This window comes from Nocardia sp. NPDC127579 (genome assembly GCF_042672005.1).
In the GTDB taxonomy this organism is placed as follows: domain Bacteria; phylum Actinomycetota; class Actinomycetes; order Mycobacteriales; family Mycobacteriaceae; genus Nocardia.
In genome coordinates this window covers 387,041-405,042 of record NZ_JBHXVZ010000004.1, presented here as the reverse complement: position 1 = coordinate 405,042, position 18,002 = coordinate 387,041, and the positions used below count along the sequence as shown (strand labels likewise).

Below are 18,002 nucleotides of genomic sequence, written 5' to 3'. Positions count from 1 at the left end.
CGAGGCGTGGAGGCAGCGATGCGAATCGGTGAGTTGGCCGCCCGGGCCGGCGTGAGCGTGCGCGCCCTGCGGTACTACGAGGAGAAGGGCGTCCTGACGCCGCGACGCACCACGAGCGGGTATCGGATCTTCGACCACACCGACATCGCGACCGTCGCGCACATTCGAACCCTGCTGGCGGCCGGGCTGGGTATGGGACTCATCGGCGAGATCCTGTCCTGTATGTCCGGGGCGAGCCGGCTGCCGGCCGACTGCCGGCAACGGCTGCTGCGCGAACGACGCCGCATGACCGACGACATCGCCCGGATCGATGCCGCCCGATCGATGCTCGATCTCCTGCTCGACGAGCCGGACCTGGCACAACGACCGAACACCGCCGCGCCGAGGTAGCCGCGGTCGCTGTTCGGCACCTCGAAACCGAGCGCAGCCGCTACCTTGATGGCAGCGATGTCTGTGAGGAGTGGTTGTGGCTCGGGTCGAAGAGGGTGCGTTCGAGGGCGTCGGTAGTCGGATCGCGTGGCGGGCCTGGCTGCCGGACGGCGCGGCACGAGCGGTGGTGGTGCTGGTGCACGGGGTGGCCGAGCATTCGGGCCGGTACGCGCATGTGGGGGCGCGGCTGGCGGAGGCCGGGTTCGCGGTGTACGCGCTCGATCATGTGGGGCACGGCAAGTCCGAGGGCGGCAAGGCCAATATCGGGTCGATGGCCGGGGCTGCGGACAATGTGGCGGGCATGTTGGAACTCGCGAGCCGGGAGCAGCCGGGGGTGCCGCGGTTTCTACTCGGGCATTCCATGGGCAGCCTGATCGTCCTGTTCCTGGCTACCCGCGCGCCGCTGGAGGTGAACGGCATCGTGGTGTCGGCGCCGCCGCTGGACATCCCGGTCGGGAATCCGATCCAGAAGCTGTTCGCCCCGGTGCTGAGCCGGCTGACCCCGAATCTCGGTGTGCTGGCGCTGGATTCGTCGATGATCAGCCGCGATCCGGCGGTGCGGGCCGCCTACGACGCCGACCCGCTGGTCTACCGCGGCAAGCTGCCCGCCCGCACGGCCACCGAGATCCTGCTGGCAGGCGAAACCGTCAAGGGCCGCCTGGACCGGCTGACCGTTCCGACACTGGTGCTGCACGGTACCGCCGACGCCTTGGCCGCGCCGTCGAGTTCGGATCTGATCGAACGCGGTGCGGGCACCGGCGATCTGATCGTGCGACGCTACGAGGGCCTGTACCACGAGGTGTTCAACGAACCCGAGCAGGACAAGGTACTCGCCGACGTGGTCGAGTGGCTGCGAGCGCATGTTACCGAGCAGTAGACTCCGGACATGAGCAACCGCGTCGCCTTCATCCGCGCCATGTGGCACAGCAATATCGTCGGCCGGGCCCTCGACGGGTTCACCACCGAATACGCCGGTCTGGGCCTCGACCCGACCGCCATCGACGTGTTCGAGGTTCCGGGCGCCTTCGAGATCCCGCTGCACGCCAAGCGGCTCGCGCACACGGGCCGCTACAGCGCGGTGGTAGCCGCGGCCCTGGTTGTGGACGGCGGCATCTACCGGCACGATTTCGTCGCCTCGGCGGTGATCGACGGGCTGATGCGAGTCCAGCTCGACACCGACGTGCCGGTGTTCTCGGTGGTGCTCACCCCGCACCATTTCCACGAGCACAGCGAGCACGTGAATTACTTCACCGAGCATTTCGTGACCAAGGGCGCGGAGGCGGCCCGAGCCCTGGCCACCACCCTGAACTCGTTGCGCGGCCTGCCCGTTGACTGATCCCCGCCGCCTCGCCGCCCTGCCGGTGCTGGCTTTGTTCAGCGCCGGAATGTGGGCGGCGTGGCTCGGCTGGGACAACGAGTACTACTACGTCGACGGTGTCGCGCAGGGCCCGTACCGTCCGGCGCAGGTGATCGGTTGCGGTGCCTGCGTTGTCCTCGCGAGCGTCGCGGTGTTCCTGTATCTGCGCCACCCGGCGGCGATTCCGGCGGTGGCGGGCGCCGCCGTCACCGGGTTCGCGGTGCCGTGGGCGCTTCAGGCCTCGGCCGATTCCACCGGCCTGTGGGCGGTGGGGCTGTTGTTCCTGCTGGTCGGCGGCGGCACGGGGGTGATGCTCGTGCTCGCGGTCGTCCACCTGCTTCGCAGTCTGCCCCGCGGATAGCCGGCTACGTCATGCGCAGCCGGGCCAGCAATGCACGGTGGTCCGATCCTGGAATCGTCAGCGACCGAAGCTCTTCCGCGGTCCCGTCGGCGACGAGGATATGGTCGATCCCCAGCACCGGCCCCCAGCGCCGGCTGTCCGGCCAGGTGAGCACGGGCCCCGCGCCGACCTGATCGGCGGCCGAATCGAATCGCCCGGCCACCAGCGCGCGGAAGGCCGCGTGATCGCGGGTGGCGTTGAAATCGGCGCCGACGATCGCGGGACCGGTTCGCGCGTCCAGGATTTCGCGAATCCGCGGCATCTCCCAGCTCCACGCCGCGAAGTCGAGGTTCGGCGGCATGGGATGCAGTGCGAAGACCGCGATATCCCCGCGCTCCGGATGTTGCATGGTGGCACCGAGATTGGCCATCCGAAAGCCCTCGAACCGCTCGGTGTCCCGCAGTGGGTACCGGCTGTAGATACCGGTGCCGCCGCCACCGAGGCCGGGAATCAGGAACTGGTACGGCAATTCGGCGGCCAGGCCCGCCGCCGCGAATCGATCGACCGCCTCCTGGGTCAGCTCGTCCACCGTCAACAGATCGACCCGTTCGGCGCGGACCGTACGTACCACTGTGTCCACATCCGCACCGCCGAACAGGATATTCGACTGCATCACGGTCACTTTCGGGCCGGTGGCGGCATGTCCGTTCGGCACGAAGATCGGCAGCTGGGTCCACAGCGCCGCCGCCACCACCAGACCCGCCACCCCGGCACTACGCCATCCGCGCGCGATCAGCACCAGCACCAGACCCACGACCGCGCCGAGCATCAGGAACGACGCCCCGGACGCGGCCAGCGCGAAGAGCTCCCACCGCCAATTCCCGAGATGTAAGACGATCCCGGCCAGTCCCGCGAGTACGGCCACCCACCCCGACCCGAGCAATGCCCGGTCCAACCATTTACGCATGCCTGCACCCTATTGGCACGAGGTGGAGCCGACGCGAACCCCCTGTGCGGATTCGGTGCAGATCGGGTTCAGGAGGCGGTCGTGCGCGGTCCGGGCCGCACCGAGTAGCCCGAAGGTTGTTGCAGGACGAGCAGATCCGCGTAGGCCCGGGAGGGGTCGTCGGCGAAGTGGGCCGCTTCCTCGGCCGTCCACTCGTCCCAGAACTCGCCCAGCCCGGCACCGTCGCGACGCCGCCCACGAGCCCACGCGGTCTCGGCGTCGCACTCCATCCACAGCAGGTGCGCCAACTGCTGGCGCAACCCCCGCCGGCCCGCCCCGACGCCCTCCACCAGCACCACCGGTTCGGCCAGCAGCACCCGCTCACCACCGAATTCGCAGTGCTGCCAGTCGTAGGCGCGATAGAAGGCCGTGTGCCCCAGGCGAAACGGCCGCAGCACCTGCTCCCGCAGCCGGTCGGTCCACTGGAAGAACTCGCTGTGGGTCGCCAGATCGTCCAGGTGCAGCACCGGCGCGGCGCCGAGTGCTTCGGCCAGCCGTGCGGCGAAGGTGCTCTTGCCCGACCCCGCGTGCCCGTCCACCCCGACCAGCCGCACCGGCCCGCACGACGGCGGCAGCGCCCGCAACCTGCGCGCGAGCTCGCTCAGGTCGACATTGTCCCGGGGTAGTAGGGGGTCCATACCGGCAACTCTAGGTGCGCGCCCGCGGCGGACCGGTTCGCGACGCGGCCGAATCGGTCAGTCGCCGCCGAACACCCGCTCCACCACCGCTTTCGCGCGGCGGGTGATGCGCATGTAGTGGTCGAGGAATTCGCTGCCGTCGTCGTTGGGCCACCCCGCGACCCGGGCGACGGCAGAGAGCAACTGGCCGGGGCCCGGGAGCTGATCGGTGGGTTTGCCGCGCACCAGCACCAGCGCGTTGCGCGCCTTGGTGGCGATGAGCCAGGCTTCGCGCAGCAACTCCACATCGGCGGGCTCGAGCAGCTTGGCCTCCTCGATGACATCGAGGCTCTCCAGCGTGGAGGTGTTGTGCAGGGCCGGGATCTCGTGCGCGTGCCGCAGTTGCAGCAGCTGCACGGTCCATTCGATATCGGCGAGCCCGCCGCGGCCGAGTTTGGTGTGGGTCGCGGGATTCGCGCCGCGCGGCAACCGCTCGGAGTCCACGCGGGCCTTGATCCGGCGGATCTCGCGCACCGCCTCCGGGGAGACCCCGCCGGCCGGATAGCGGGTCTTGTCGATGATGTGCAGGAAACGCACGCCGAGTTCCGCGTCACCGGCGACCTGGTGGGCGCGCAGCAGCGCCTGCGTCTCCCAGGGCTGGGCCCACTGCGCGTAATAGGCGGCGTAGGCGGCCAGCGTGCGCACCAGCGCACCGTTGCGCCCCTCCGGGCGCAGGCCCGCGTCGACCAGCAGCGGCGGGTCGGTACTCGGCGCGCCCAGCAGCCGCTGTACCTTCTCCGCCACCGAGATCGACCATTTCACCGCTCTGGTCTCGTCCACGCCGGGCCGTGGATCACAGACGAACAGCACGTCGGCGTCCGAGCCGTAACCGAGTTCCATGCCGCCGAGCCGGCCCATTCCGATCACCGCCAGCGCGGCGGGCGCGCGCTGTCCCATCTCGGCTTCGCTGGCTCGGATGACCGCGGCCAGTGCGGCTTCCAGCGTCGCCACCCACACCGCCGACAGTGCCCGGCACACCTGCGGCACGTCGAGCATGCCCAGCAGATCGGCCGAGGCGACGCGGGCCAGTTCGTGTCTGCGCAGCGAACGGGCCGCCGCGACAGCGCGTTTCGGCTCGTCGTAGCGGGCGGCGGCGGTCAGGATGCCGCGCGCGACATCCTCGGGCTGCTGGCTGAGCAGCAGCGGGCCGCTGGGCCCGTCGGCGTACATGCGGATGGTGTCGGGCGCGTTGATCAGTAGGTCGGGCAGGTACTCCGAGGAGCCGAGGACGATCATGAGCCGCTGCGCGATCGCCCCTTCGTCGCGCAGCTCGCGCAGGAACCAGATCTGGTCGTCCAGGCCCTCCGAGACCCGCCGGTAGGCGAGCAGGCCGGCATCGGGATTCGGTGTCTCCCCGAGCCATTCGAGCAGGGTCGGCAGCAGCAGCGCCTGGATGCGGCCCTTGCGCGATACCCCGCCGGTGAGCGCTTTCAGATGACCGAGCGCGTGTTCGGGTGAGGTGTAGCCGAGCGCCTTGAGCTGGCGGATCGCCGCGTCGGGGCTCAATCGCAGTGCGTCGGAATCCATTCGCGCCACCGCGTCCAGCAGCGGCCGGTAGAACAGCTTGGCGTGTAATCGTCTGACCCGCATGGCATTGCGGCGGATCTCCGAACCCAGCACCCCGACCGCGTCCTGTCTGCCGTCGGGGCGGATATGCGCGGCACGGGCCAGCCAGCGCATCCCCTCCTCGTCGTCGGCGGCGGGCAGCGTGTGGGTGCGCTTCAAGCGCTGCAATTGCAGCCGATGCTCGAGCAGGCGCAGGAACTCGTAGGACGCGTTCAGGTTCGCGGCGTCGTCACGCCCCACGTAGCCACCGGCAGCCAGCGCCGTCAGTGCCTCGACCGTGCCCTGTACGTGCAGCGTGTCGTCGACCCGGCCGTGCACCAATTGCAGGAGCTGGACCGCGAATTCGACATCGCGCAGGCTGCCGTGGCCGAGTTTGAGTTCCCGCTCACGCATGTCGGCGGGCACCAGATCCTCCACGCGGCGGCGCATGGCCTGCACATCGGTGACGAAATCCGCCCGCTCCGAAGCGGTCCAGACCATCGGCATCACCGCGTCGCGGTAGGCACGGCCCAGTTCCAGATCGCCGGTCATCGGGCGGTTCTTCAACAGCGCCTGGAATTCCCAGGTGCGCGCCCAGCGCTTGTAGTAGGCCAGATGCGAATCGAGTGTCCGAACCAGCGCTCCCGCTTTGCCTTCCGGGCGCAGCGCGGCATCCACCTCGAAGAAGGCCTGGCTGCCGACGCTCATCAGCTCCGCCGCGAGGCGGGTGGCGGTGGCATCGGCGGGTTCGGCGACGAACACCACGTCCACGTCGCTGACGTAATTGAGTTCGCAGGCACCGCTCTTGCCCATGGCGATGACGGCCAGGCGCACCGGAACCGGCCCGTCCTTGCAGACCCGCGCCACCGCCACCGCCAGCGCCGCCGTCAGCGCGGCGTCGGCCAGCGCCGTGAGATGGCTGCCGACCACCTGGTACGGCAGCACCGGCTCGTTCTCCACGGTGGCCGCGAGGTCCAGGGCAGCGAGCAGCATCAGTTGATCGCGGTAACGCCGCCGCAGCAGCGCGATGGCCTCCGGCCCGGCGATGCCCGCCCGGTAGAGCAGCTCGCCCGTCGCCCGACCACCACCACCCATCGAGTCGCTGCGCGACGCTGTCGATCTGGCGTTCGGCCCCTGCTCCGGTATCGCCTGCACGGCGTCGAGCAAGTCCGCGATCAACTCATCGGGTTCCGGTAACCCCTTGCGCCGCAACACCGTCCATCCGGCGGGCGCGGCCACCAGGTGATCGGCGAAGGCGCTCGACGACCCGATCAGCGCGAACAGCCTGCCGCGCAACGCGGTATCGGAGCGCAGCGCCGAATCCAGTTCGGCCCAGTCCGCATCCAGCGCCTCGCGCAGCCGGACCAGTGTGCTCAGCGCCAGGTCGGCATCCGGTGCTCTGGACAGCGCCCAGAGCACCGGAATGCTCTCGACGTTGTCCCACGCCAGCTCACGTAACGACTCGGCGGCGTTCGGCTCGAGCAACCCGAGCCGACCGACGCCTGGAACCGCGGAGCGCTGTGTTGGGGGCCGAACCATAGCTCCCAACTTAGTTGTCCGACCACCGCTTTCCAGCACGGGGCGCGGAACGACACGCAAACGGTACGAATCGGACAGCGGGGCTTACAGGCCCAGGTATTCCTTCAGTTCCCACGGGGTGACCTGGCTGCGGTAATCGGCCCATTCCCGCCGCTTATTGCGCAGGAAGAAGTCGAAGACGTGCTCGCCGAGGGTCTCGGCGACCAGTTCGGAACGTTCCATCGCCTGCAACGCCTCGTCCAGGGTGCCGGGCAGTTCCCGGAAGCCCATGGCGCGGCGCTCCGCCGAGGTCAGCGACCACACGTCGTCCTCGGCCTCGGGCGGCAGCGTGTAGCCCTTCTCGATGCCGCGCAGACCGGCCGCCAGCAGCACGGCGAAGGTCAGGTACGGGTTGCACGCGGAGTCGGGACTGCGGATCTCGACTCGGCGCGAAGAAGCCTTGTTCGGCGTGTACATCGGCACTCGCACCAGCGCGGACCGGTTGGACCGGCCCCACGAACCGGCCGTCGGCGCCTCGCCGCCGTGGATCAGGCGCTTGTAGGAGTTCACCCACTGATTGGTGACCGCCGAGATCTCCGGCGCGTGCTCCAGGATGCCCGCGATGAAGGCGCGCGCCGTGCCGGACAGGTTGTCCGGATCGTCGGGATCGGCGAAGGCGTTGGCCTCGCCCTCGAACAGGCTCATATGGGTGTGCATGGCCGAACCCGGGTACTCCGCGAACGGCTTCGGCATGAAGGTGGCGCGCACGCCCTCGTCGATCGCCACCTCCTTGATCAGGTAGCGGAAGGTCATGACGTTGTCGGCCATGGACAGCGCGTCCGCGTAGCGCAGGTCGATCTCCTGCTGCCCCGGCGCGCCCTCATGGTGGCTGAACTCCACCGAGATGCCCATGGACTCGAGCGCGTCGATGGCGTGGCGGCGGAAGTTCGGCGCCGAATCGTGCACGGCCTGATCGAAGAAGCCGCCGGTGTCGGCCGGGACCGGCTTCGAGCCGTCCTGCGGGCTGTCCTTCAGCAGGAAGAACTCGATCTCGGGATGCACGTAGCAGCTGAACCCGACATCACCGGCCTTGTTGAGCTGACGGCGCAGCACGTGGCGCGGGTCGGCCCAGGACGGGGAGCCATCCGGCATGGTGATGTCGCAGAACATGCGCGCCGAATGCTGATGTCCCTTGGAGGTCGCCCAGGGCAGGACCTGGAAGGTCGACGGATCGGGCCGGGCCACCATGTCGGCCTCGGACACGCGGGCGAAGCCCTCGATGGCCGATCCATCGAATCCGATGCCCTCCTCGAACGCGCCCTCCAGCTCGGCGGGCGCGATCGCGACGGACTTCAGATAACCCAAGACATCGGTGAACCAGAGCCGCACGAATCGGATATCCCGCTCTTCGAGCGTCCGCAGCACGAATTCCTTCTGGCGATCCATGTCCGCGAGAGTATGCACCTGGCGTTAAATCTGTGTTACGTGGCGGCTGAAGATTGCGAACGGACTGCGCATCGCGACCGTCACGGCCGCGGGTAGGCCTGGAACAGCTGCCACATGCGGTTCTGCATCTCGGCGCGTCGAGTGCCCTCCGGCCAGTGGTGACTGCCGCCGTTGTAGACCCGCCACAGCACCTGGGTGCCGTCCGCGCACGCCCAGCGCTTGGAATCCTTGACATCGGTGCCGCCGTCGGGCTGCTCGTTCTGGCACGGGCGATTCTCCCAGCTCCAGTACATGACGTGGGAGTAGGCCAGCGGTTCGAGCACGGTGGTGTCGTTCGCCGAGGCGAACACGCCCCAGGAGATCGCGCGGGACGGATCGCAGCCGGTGGGCGGCGGCGCCGGGGCGTAGACCGCGCCCGAGGCGAAGAAGCCCGCCTGGACACAGCCCGCGCGCGAAGCCATCTGACCGCCGTTGGAGTGCCCGGACAGGTGGATGCGCTTGGGGTTCACGCAGTACTTCGCGCGCACATTCGCCACCACCTTCATGATGTGGTCGACATCGACAGTGTCGGCGTTCCAGCCCCAGCCGGGTTGCCCGTTGTCCTGGGTCTCCCCCTCCTTGCTGCCGCGCGGATAGACCACGATGACCTTCTTCTGGTCGGCGAAGGCATTCCAGTCGGTCTCCGAGGCGTGCCGCTCGGGCGCGGAGTGTCCGCCGTGAATGGCGACCAGCAGCGGCGCGCCGGCCGCGGAGATCCCGGCCGGGACGTGCAGGCGGTAGTAGCGGCCGTCGAGCGGGACCCGGTCGTCGGCGACGGGTGTCGTCGAGCAGGCGGCGGCCATGTCGTTCGGATCCTCGAAGAACTCCGCGTCGGCTCCGGCCGGACCGGCGGTCACGACCAGCGACAAGGCAGCGCACGCCGCGCCGAACAGCGCGACCATTCGGGTTGTGAGTACTGATGACACGGGAACTCCTTGCGCGCGAACAGAATTGCGGTTCGCACGCTACGCAGGCCGCGTCGGCCGCCGCCGCCGATTCCGAAATGGTTAGGCGAAGGAACAATTCACCACGGTCGGCACCGATGCCGCCGCGCCGACCGGCTTGTGAATTCACACCGCGATCCAAGCCCGCACTGGCATGCGGAAGCATAATCGGCTATGCGCTGGTTCAGCCGAGCTGGCCGCAGGTGAGACCGGCCGACGGCTCGGTGAGATCGGTCAGGTAGGCGACCACCGCGTTGTCCAGGCACTCATCCCCCGCGACCAGCGCCGAGGTATGCCGCGCGTCCCGATACGTGATCAGCGACGCACCCAGCTGCTGCGCCAGATCGACACCGGCCTGATACGGGGTCGCGGGATCCTCGGTGGTCGAGACCACCACCACCTTGGGCAGCCCGGCCACCGAAATCCGGTGCGGCTGCGAACTGTTGGGCACCGGCCAGAACGCGCACACTTCCCGGGCAGCCGCCCCGGTGCCGGCGCCGTCGTCGAGAAACGGTGCGGCCCTGCGATAGTCGATGTCCAGCCGGGCGGCGAGCGCGGGATCGGTGATCCGTGGATCGTCGACGCAGCGGATCGCGTTGAACGCGTCCTGCGTATTCGTGTAGGCGCCGTCCTCGCCACGGCTTTCGTACAGGTCGGCCAGTTTCAGCAGGGTGTCGCCGCGCCCCTGGGGCAACTCCGCCAGGCCCGCGCGCAGCGCACCCCACTGGGAATTGGAGTAGAGCGCCTGCTGGACGCCGGTTATGGCGTCGTTGTAGGACAGCCCACGCGGGTCGGCGGTGTGAACCGGCTTGTCCCGCAGCGGATCCACCAGTGCACGGAACCGCTCGACAGTTCGGGCGGGGTCGTCGCCGAGCGGGCAGTCCGGCTGTCGCGCACAGTCCGCGCCGAAGCCGTCGAACGCCTTCTGGAATCCGGCCGCCTGCCGCAGCGACTCGACCGTCGGATCGAGCGAGGAGTCGATCGCGCCGTCCAGCACCAGGGCGCGCACCCGGTCCGGATACCGCTCGGCGTAGGCCGAGCCGAGCCTGGTGCCGTAGGAGTAGCCGAGGTAGCTGAGCGCGGGATCACCGAGCACCGCCCGGATGACGTCCATATCCTGAACGACCTCGCGGGTACCGACGTGGGCGAGATAATCGGCGCCGGTGCGTTCGACACACTTGCCGACGTAGTCACGAATCTCGGCTTCCTGCATCTCGATCCCCGCAGGCGTGTTGTCCTCCGGCGGTTCGGCGCGTTCGGCGTCGGTCTCCTGTGCGGTGAGGCAGGTGATCGACGGCGTCGAGGAACCGACGCCGCGCGGATCGAATCCGATCCGGTCGAAGCGCTCGGCCAGTGCCGTGGCGCCGCCCAGCCGGACGATCGACAACCCCGAGACCCCGGGGCCGCCCGGATTCATCACCAGCGATCCGATCCGGTCGCCCGAGGCCCGGATCCGCGACAGCGCCAGCTGCGCGGTCGCCCCGTCCGGTTTCGAATAGTCCACCGGCACAGTGACCTTCGCGCACTCCGCGATCGGCGGCAACGCCTCGGCGGCGATCTCGGCGCACGCACCCCAGCGCACCTGCTGCGTATAGAACTTCGCCAGCGCCTCCGGCGTCGCCGGCATCGGCGCGGCCACATCCTCCCCCGCGGCGCACCCGTTCACGAACAGTGCCAGCAGCACCATGCCCAGCACGCCCTGTCGCAAGCCCATGCGCACGATCCTGCCAGGGACCACGCGCCCGGCATCCAGCGGGCAACGAGCCGATACGGCCCGGGAAACCGGTGATCCGTTCCCCGGGCCGCGACCGATCCCCGACCCTAGCCCTCCGAATCGACCGTGCCTCGAGGCATGGCGCGATGGACGCCGTACTGCGCCAGGAGACCGAGCGTGACGGCCACGATAGACGCGAAAACGAAGCGGATCGCCGGATCAGCGGAGGACAGCAGGTACACGATTCCCGTGAATGCGATACCCAGCACCACCGCCATCGCCGAATACTCGGCCCAGAACGCAACGGTGCGTATTTCCTTGAAACTGCGCCGACGGACGATGAACTCCCAGAAGCCCACCGGCTGTCGTTCTCTCGAATTCATGACCATTCCCCGTATATCTAGTCGTCGCACAGCTTATTGAAGTCGATCGCGTGCCCTCCGGCCAATTTTGCCAGGTTGCACACCGCGCCCGCAAGGGGATGAGCGGCGCCGGGCGGCAAGCAGACGAGCATACCCTGAGCTTGGTACAAGGCATATCCTGTGACGGCCTTCGCGCACTTCAACTGCCACGGCGCGGTCTGCAGGGCCGGCGGGCCGGAGGGTCCCGCGATCGGCGCCGCCGACAGCCCGACCATCGCGCTGGCCGCGGCGAACTCCGCTGCATAGGAAACAGATTCGGCCGGCTGAGCACACGAGGTATCGGCCGCCGCGGTCGGCGCCGCGGCAACCGCGGACGGCGCCATCAGACCGGTTCCCACGCCCCACGACGCCAGGGCGACGGCGGAAGCTCCGGCGATTCTACGAATATTCATATCGAACTCCAATTACTAACTTCGAACATCTTGCTCATTGGTTTTGCTGCCGAGCCGTATCGGCATTCCCGTCCCGAGGCTCGCGAACTATCGGAGACCGGACGCATGTCATCGATTCACAACCGCACCCCGGCCTCCGATGAATGGCGACAGGATCATCGTCCACTCCCTCCCTTCCTGCTGAACTTTTTCGTTCAACCGATTCGACGTCGCTCCTCGCATGCCGATTCCATTCACTTCCGGAAGAATTTCGAACTGCCCGGAAAAAGATTCGATTGCCGACATCGCCGCAGGTCGGAGCACATCGAATTGGTCGATACCAGTCGGTATGTGATGCGTATCACGCAATCCCGGTCGTCTGTGGTGGATCGCACGAACGGGGGCCTTTCCGGGGGCGAGCCGCCGGTGGCAGACTGGCCATGTCAGAAACCCGGGGACTCGAACGAGCCTCGAGGCGACACCCTACGAAGGGACGATGATGTCCGTATCCGATTCGGAAACCCCTGCCTACGGCGCGGCGCCCGCCGCACCGGTCAAACGGCGCAAGACTCGCGTCACCCACCTGCAGCAGTACAAGGCCGACGGCGAGAAGTGGGCCATGCTCACCGCCTACGACTACTCCTCGGCCCGGCTCTTCGAGGAGGCCGGTATTCCCGTGCTGCTGGTCGGCGATTCCGCCGCCAACGTGGTGTACGGCTACGACACGACCGTGCCGATCACCGTCGACGAACTGATCCCGCTGGTCCGCGGCGTGGTCCGCGGCGCGCCCAACGCCCTGGTGGTGGCCGACCTGCCGTTCGGCACCTACGAATCCTCGCCCCAGCAGGCGCTGGCCACCGCGACCCGGTTCATGAAGGAAGGCCAGGCGCACGCGGTCAAGCTCGAGGGTGGTGAGCGCGTCGCCGAGCAGATCGCGCTGATCACCGCGGCCGGTATCCCGGTCATGGCACACGTCGGTTTCACTCCGCAGAGCGTCAACACCCTCGGCGGCTTCCGCGTGCAGGGCCGCGGCGACGCCGCCGAGCAGCTCATCCACGACGCGATGGCCGTGCAGGAGGCGGGCGCGTTCGCCGTGGTGATGGAGATGGTCCCGGCCGAACTGGCCGGGCAGGTCACCCGCAAGCTGACCATTCCGACCGTCGGCATCGGCGCCGGCGCGGATTGCGACGCCCAGGTACTGGTCTGGCAGGACATGGCCGGCTACACCAGCGGTAAGACCGCCAAGTTCGTCAAGCAGTTCGCGACCATCGGCCACGATCTGCGCACCGCGGCCGCCGACTACGCCGAGGAAGTTCGCCGCGGCACCTTCCCGGGGCCCGAGCACAGCTTCTGAGTTGCCCGCGAGTGGGACATGGCCGCCGCGCGGTCATGTCCCACTTTCGTGCTCAGGTGGCAGACTCGTTGTCGATATTGCCGACACGAGTTATGAGGTTTGGGATGGCGCAGAGGCGTTGGGGTTCACGCAGCATCACGGCGGTGGCGGGATTGTGCGTCGCCGCGGCGCTGGCGGCGTGCACGACTTCGGGGGATCCGAGCCCGGCCGAGACGACCACGTCCTCCGCGCGAGGGTCCACGAGCGCCGCCGCACCGACCAAGCTGGAGATCTCCGACGCGGGCGCCAAACAGCTGTGCGACCTGATCCAGCCGGAGCTCTCGAACTGGCGGGTGCAGGGCCCGACCCTCGGCAAGATCGGGTTGAACGCGCTGGTTCATCAGTGGGGATTGCAGCAGGGCGGCATCAACGGCCATATCCTGCAGGACAAGTCGATCGTGGACACGGTCACCACCAAGGCGTGCCCCGATGTCCGGCAGCAGGCCGTCGACGCGCTGGAACTGCCGAATCTCGCCGCGGGGATCGCGTTCTGATGACGCGTCGCGGCTTCTATCCCGAGATCGAGCCGTTCGACAGCGGCATGCTCGACGTCGGCGCCGGTCAAGCCATGTACTGGGAGGTCAGCGGCAATCCCCACGGGAAGCCGGTGGTGTTCCTGCACGGCGGGCCCGGCGGCGGCACCGAACCGGCGTACCGGCGCTTCTTCGACCCGGCGGCCTACCGGATCGTGCTGCTCGATCAGCGCGGATGCGGCCGCAGCACTCCGCATATCGCCGACGGCGCGAGCCTGGAAACCAACACCACACCGCATCTGATCGCCGATATCGAAACGCTGCGAACGCATCTGGGTATCGAGCGATGGCAGGTGTTCGGCGGCTCCTGGGGGTCGACCCTCGCGCTCGCCTACGCCCAGCAGCATCCGGAACGGGTCACCGAGCTGGTGCTGCGCGGCATCTTCCTGTTGCGGCGCAAGGAAATCGACTGGTATTACAACGGGGCCGCGGGCAATCTGTACCCCGATCTATGGGAGCGGTTTCTCGCTCCCGTGCCCCCAGCGGAGCGCGACAGCGACCTGGTCGAGGTCTACCATCGGCTGCTGCACTCCCCAGATCCGGAGATCGCCACCGCCGCCGCCATCGCCTGGACCACCTGGGAGGGCGCGACCAGCACCCTGCTGCCGAACCCGCAGCGGGTCGCCGAATCCGGTGAACCGCGGTTCGCGCTCGCCTTCGCGCGCATCGAGAACCACTACTTCCGGCACGGCGGTTTCCTCGAGGAGGGCCAGTTGCTGCGTGATCTCGATAGAATCGCCCATATTCCCGTGGTGATCGTGCAGGGCCGTCACGATGTCGTCTGCCCGCCGGTCAGCGCCTGGGATCTGCACCGCGCCTGGCCCGGTTCGGTGCTGCACATCGTCGACGACGCCGGGCACGCCTCCAGCGAACCCGGCATCGTCGACCGATTGATCGAGGCGACAGACGGATTCGCGAAAGTGAAGTGATCGCATGGAGGTCAGCGCCGGTACGGCATTCCTCGAGGCCCTGGCCGACGATGTCGACCGGCTGCTGACCGCCGAACCCGAGGTTCGCGCCGACGCCGACGACTCGGTACACCAGATGCGGGTGGCCACTCGCCGTCTGCGCAGTGTGCTGCGCTCCTATCGCATGCTGCTCCGCCGTGACCGCGCCGACGCGGTCACGGCGGAACTGAAGTGGCTGGCGGAGTTGCTGGGGGTGGCGCGGGACGCCGAGGTACGGGCGGAACGATTCGACAAGCTGCTGGCCGCGCACCGGGACCAGCTGACCGCAGTGGCCGAAATCGATACGGCCACAGGGAAACCGGCGGACTCCGCCGATGATGTCCCGGACCGCGGGCACCCCGGCTCGTCAAGCGACTCCGGCCCGGCCGCGCCCGTGGCTGCCGTGGGGGCGCATCACGTCAGCGCGCCGCTCGCCTCGCCCGCGGATCTCGAGCGGGCCACCACGCGCCTGGTGACCGCCGAGCGCGCACGCTACGACGGCGCGCACGCTCGGATTCTCGCCGCCCTGGACAGCGATCGATACCGCACGCTGCGAGATACCCTGTCCGACTGGAAGACCGACGCACCGCTGCGCCCCTCGCGCGCGGCCGTCCCCGCCGGCGAGTTCTTCCGCGTCGTCCTGCAACGCGATCACGAACGGGTGGAAGCGTTCATCCGCGCCGAACCCAGCGCCGCCGAGGACGACCGCATCGAGCTGCTCCACGATATTCGTAAGAGCGCCAAGCGACTCCGCTACTCCTGCGAGGCGGCGGCGGAAATCCTCGGCCCGGACGCCATCGACCTCGGCCGCCGGGCAAAGCACCTGCAAACCGTCCTCGGCGACCACCGCGACGCCATCGAATCCCACGCCGCCATCCAAACCCGCGCCACCGAAGCCGAAGCCGCAGGCGAGAACCCGGCCCTCTACACAATCCTGGCCACCGCCGAAGCCCAGTCCGCCCACCACGAACTAACCCGCTACCCCGCCGCCGCCGAAGCGCTCACCGGCCAGGTCACCCTGCTGCGCAGCTGAAAGCGGGACTTGACTGCGGCGAATCGCGAGTAGGGGCCGCAGTCAGGTCCCACTTGTGTAGGTGAAGGCGATCTTGCGGGTGGTGGGGTCGGCGGAGGTGAGGGTGGCGGTGATGGTGGTGCCCTCGGGTGGGCTGCCGGTGCAGGGGCCCAGGACGGGCGGGTCGGGGAGGAAGATCTCGGCGGGGCGGTTGCCGTTGGATTCGCGGATCACCACCGCCTGGAAGGGCGCGCCCAGCCGTTCGGACAGCAGCGTGGCTTCGGTGAGGTCGACGCAGGCGCGCTCGACCTTCCCGGCGAGCGTGTCGGAGCGGCGCAGGGCGGCTACCACGTCGGTCAAGCCGTCTCGGACCCACTGCGGCACTTCGGTTTCCGCGCAGAGCGCCAGGCAGATCTCGGTGGCGAAGCGGTCGCCGAGGCGGCGCAGCGGCGCGGTGACGTGCGCGTACGGCGCGCCGATCGCGCTGTGCTCGAGCACCGGTTCGCCGCGCTGCGCCTCGTCGGCGCCGTCGTCCGGGTCGCCGTCGAGAATGGTGTAGCCCGCGCCGCGAAGGAGCCCGGTGGCTTCCGACATCAGGACCAGGGCGGCTGGGGTATTCGGGTCCAGGTCGGCGAGCATGCGGCCTACCAACTGGTCCGCGGGCCAGGCGACGCCGAGCGCGGCGGCCGTGCGGCGCATGGCGGCGATGGCGGCCTCGGCCGGTGGCGGCATGGTGCGCAGCAGCGCGAGCACTTCGCCGGATGCGTTCCCACGCAGCATGATTCGGGCCGCGACCATGCCGGTGAGCAGCGAGATCTGTTCGTTCCAGTCGTCGGCCGCGGTGCGCGGTTCGAGGACGAGCTGCCAGTGCCCGTCGACGCCCTCGTCTCGAACGATGCTCTGCGACGGCAGGCGCAGGCCGATCGCACCGCGCGCTAGTCCGGCCGCGATCCGCAGCTGTCCGAATTCCGGCAGCGCCGCGATCGAGGGATGCAGGCGTCCGGCGTCCGCATCGGCTTGCACGCCCGCGTAATCCAGTCGCGCGCGGGAACGGACCAGCGCCCGCTCGACCGTGTACGTCACCGGTTCACCCGCGGTGTCGCAGTGGATGGTCCACAGCGCGGCAGGCCTGGTCTGCTCCGGCAGCAGGCTGGCCGACCCCTCGGACAGCTCCGGCGGATGCAGCGGCACGGTGCCGTCGGGAAGATAGAAAGTTTGCCCCCGGGAACCCGATTCGCGTGCCAGCGCGCCGTCGGGTGTGATCACCGCGGCGACGTCGGCGATCGCGTAGTGCACGGTGAAACCGGTCGCGGTGCGTTCCAGCCGGACCGCCTGATCGAGATCCATCGCGCCGGGCGGATCGATCGTCACCAGTTCCAGATCGGTGCGATCGACGCGAAAGCCCGCGAACGCGTCGGACGCGTCGCGGGCTTCCGCGCTGGCCTCGGCGGGATACGCCGAGGCCAAACCGAATTCGGATCGAATGGCCCCGAAATCTACCGGAGCCGAGACGATCCGCTGGTGCAGTTCCACAGTGTGAGAGCCGCTCGCTACTACTGCAACGCCAGCATCGTGCCGTTGAGCTCATTGAGCGGGCCGAACACGGTGAAGGTCACCCGGCCGTTCGGCACGGCCGCCGACACCTCGGCCGCGGCGTCGAGCGCCTGACCGAACGATGCCGCCGACGGATGCGGCAGGCCGGCGATAGCCAAACCGATATTGGACTGGCTGACCCACCGGGTGTCACCAGGTGTGAGGTCGACCTGCACCCCGCCCGGCAGCGGAGTCACCGCGACCGCGTTCGCGGAACCGGCGCCCAGCACGGCGAAAACGGATGCGGCCCCGGCGATCAACGCGCCGGCGACCAAGGAACGAACTACCCGCATATGTATTGAGACCTGCTTCCTGCACTCGGAAAGGAGAGAGAATCTCGCCGGACCGCCCCGCCGCCGAGTTCTTTTGCCAACGGCGACCACTCTATGACGTCGATCACTCCTAAGGCCAGTTGACGACGAAACGCCGTGCCGGACCGGACAAACCGCCCCCGGCTGTTAGGGTTCCCCGGCGATCCGCGCGACGCTCGTCGGCGGATTCGCACAGTGTCCCTGTACGTCGACAATTGGGAGAAACACAGTCATGTCAACGATCCTCTTCGACTACCTGATGCCGGTGCTCGGTCCGGAACAGGCCGCGTACTGGGCCTCGGTCTTCATGATCAACCCGACCTGACCTCAGGGTTTCCGTCGACGCGGCGGTCGCCTTCCGGGCAGTGGGACGGGAGGCGGCTTTCGCGCGATGCCGCTAGCATC

18 protein-coding genes are annotated in these 18,002 nt (G+C 68.6%); 8 read left to right on the top strand and 10 right to left on the bottom strand.

Going from position 1 to position 18,002, the window contains the following annotated elements; translation table 11 throughout:
* Nucleotides 1–18 precede the first annotated feature (18 nt).
* From ACFVMC_RS17255 to ACFVMC_RS17240, 4 genes are all read left to right on the top strand, one after another.
* On the top strand, nucleotides 19–390 hold the full coding sequence (locus ACFVMC_RS17255) for a MerR family transcriptional regulator (protein WP_379211276.1): 372 nt from the start codon (nucleotides 19–21) through the stop codon (nucleotides 388–390).
* Nucleotides 391–466: 76 nt separating this feature from the next.
* Entirely contained in the window at nucleotides 467–1,306 is an 840-nt protein-coding gene (locus ACFVMC_RS17250; protein WP_379211274.1) for an alpha/beta hydrolase, read from the top strand.
* 9 nt (nucleotides 1,307–1,315) lie between these two features.
* Nucleotides 1,316–1,765, top strand: a complete 450-nt coding sequence (locus ACFVMC_RS17245; protein WP_379211272.1) for a 6,7-dimethyl-8-ribityllumazine synthase — start codon at nucleotides 1,316–1,318, stop codon at nucleotides 1,763–1,765.
* Complete coding sequence (locus ACFVMC_RS17240; protein ID WP_379211270.1) at nucleotides 1,758–2,147, top strand: hypothetical protein; 390 nt, start codon at nucleotides 1,758–1,760, stop codon at nucleotides 2,145–2,147. Before ACFVMC_RS17245 ends, ACFVMC_RS17240 begins: the two co-directional genes overlap by 8 nt.
* 4 nt (nucleotides 2,148–2,151) lie before the next feature.
* Here ACFVMC_RS17240 and ACFVMC_RS17235 read toward each other — a convergent pair whose 3' ends face one another.
* From ACFVMC_RS17235 to ACFVMC_RS17200, 8 genes are all read right to left on the bottom strand, one after another.
* A complete protein-coding gene (locus ACFVMC_RS17235) occupies nucleotides 2,152–3,093 on the bottom strand; it encodes an endonuclease/exonuclease/phosphatase family protein (RefSeq protein ID WP_379211269.1) in 942 nt (313 codons plus the stop codon).
* 68 nt (nucleotides 3,094–3,161) lie between these two features.
* The gene (locus ACFVMC_RS17230) at nucleotides 3,162–3,770 is read right to left on the bottom strand and encodes a uridine kinase (RefSeq protein WP_379211267.1); all 609 of its coding nucleotides are present in this window, start codon (nucleotides 3,768–3,770) and stop codon (nucleotides 3,162–3,164) included.
* Nucleotides 3,771–3,827: 57 nt separating this feature from the next.
* A complete protein-coding gene (locus tag ACFVMC_RS17225; RefSeq protein ID WP_379211265.1) occupies nucleotides 3,828–6,893 on the bottom strand; it encodes a bifunctional [glutamine synthetase] adenylyltransferase/[glutamine synthetase]-adenylyl-L-tyrosine phosphorylase in 3,066 nt (1,021 codons plus the stop codon).
* Between the two features lie 84 nt (nucleotides 6,894–6,977).
* Nucleotides 6,978–8,318, bottom strand: coding sequence for a type I glutamate--ammonia ligase (gene glnA, locus ACFVMC_RS17220; protein WP_379211263.1), 1,341 nt, complete (start codon nucleotides 8,316–8,318; stop codon nucleotides 6,978–6,980).
* 80 nt (nucleotides 8,319–8,398) lie between these two features.
* Complete coding sequence (locus ACFVMC_RS17215; RefSeq protein WP_379211262.1) at nucleotides 8,399–9,283, bottom strand: alpha/beta hydrolase family esterase; 885 nt, start codon at nucleotides 9,281–9,283, stop codon at nucleotides 8,399–8,401.
* Nucleotides 9,284–9,485: 202 nt separating this feature from the next.
* Nucleotides 9,486–11,015 carry an alpha/beta hydrolase gene (locus tag ACFVMC_RS17210; protein WP_379211261.1) on the bottom strand — a complete coding sequence of 510 codons (1,530 nt, stop codon included), beginning with the start codon at nucleotides 11,013–11,015 and terminating at the stop codon, nucleotides 9,486–9,488.
* A gap of 107 nt (nucleotides 11,016–11,122) precedes the next feature.
* Nucleotides 11,123–11,398 carry a hypothetical protein gene (locus ACFVMC_RS17205; RefSeq protein WP_379211259.1) on the bottom strand — a complete coding sequence of 92 codons (276 nt, stop codon included), beginning with the start codon at nucleotides 11,396–11,398 and terminating at the stop codon, nucleotides 11,123–11,125.
* A 17-nt stretch (nucleotides 11,399–11,415) separates the two neighbouring features.
* Entirely contained in the window at nucleotides 11,416–11,841 is a 426-nt protein-coding gene (locus tag ACFVMC_RS17200; RefSeq protein WP_379211257.1) for a hypothetical protein, read from the bottom strand.
* Between the two features lie 466 nt (nucleotides 11,842–12,307).
* Between ACFVMC_RS17200 and panB the strand changes: the two genes are divergently transcribed.
* The 4 genes from panB (at nucleotide 12,308) to ACFVMC_RS17180 (ending at nucleotide 15,714) form a co-directional block, all read left to right on the top strand.
* Nucleotides 12,308–13,162 carry a 3-methyl-2-oxobutanoate hydroxymethyltransferase gene (panB, locus tag ACFVMC_RS17195; RefSeq protein WP_379211550.1) on the top strand — a complete coding sequence of 285 codons (855 nt, stop codon included), beginning with the start codon at nucleotides 12,308–12,310 and terminating at the stop codon, nucleotides 13,160–13,162.
* Between the two features lie 104 nt (nucleotides 13,163–13,266).
* A complete protein-coding gene (locus ACFVMC_RS17190) occupies nucleotides 13,267–13,695 on the top strand; it encodes a hypothetical protein (protein WP_379211256.1) in 429 nt (142 codons plus the stop codon).
* Entirely contained in the window at nucleotides 13,695–14,663 is a 969-nt protein-coding gene (gene pip / locus ACFVMC_RS17185) for a prolyl aminopeptidase (RefSeq protein ID WP_379211254.1), read from the top strand. The genes ACFVMC_RS17190 and pip overlap by 1 nt, the downstream gene beginning before the upstream one ends.
* A 4-nt stretch (nucleotides 14,664–14,667) precedes the next feature.
* Nucleotides 14,668–15,714 carry a CHAD domain-containing protein gene (locus ACFVMC_RS17180; protein WP_379211252.1) on the top strand — a complete coding sequence of 349 codons (1,047 nt, stop codon included), beginning with the start codon at nucleotides 14,668–14,670 and terminating at the stop codon, nucleotides 15,712–15,714.
* A 42-nt stretch (nucleotides 15,715–15,756) separates the two neighbouring features.
* Here ACFVMC_RS17180 and ACFVMC_RS17175 read toward each other — a convergent pair whose 3' ends face one another.
* Both ACFVMC_RS17175 and ACFVMC_RS17170 read right to left on the bottom strand, forming a co-directional pair.
* Nucleotides 15,757–17,226 (bottom strand): RNB domain-containing ribonuclease, encoded by a 1,470-nt coding sequence (locus tag ACFVMC_RS17175; protein ID WP_379211250.1) that lies wholly within the window; start codon nucleotides 17,224–17,226, stop codon nucleotides 15,757–15,759.
* 20 nt (nucleotides 17,227–17,246) lie between these two features.
* Nucleotides 17,247–17,579, bottom strand: coding sequence for a hypothetical protein (locus tag ACFVMC_RS17170; protein ID WP_379211249.1), 333 nt, complete (start codon nucleotides 17,577–17,579; stop codon nucleotides 17,247–17,249).
* Between the last annotated feature and the right edge of the window lie 423 nt (nucleotides 17,580–18,002).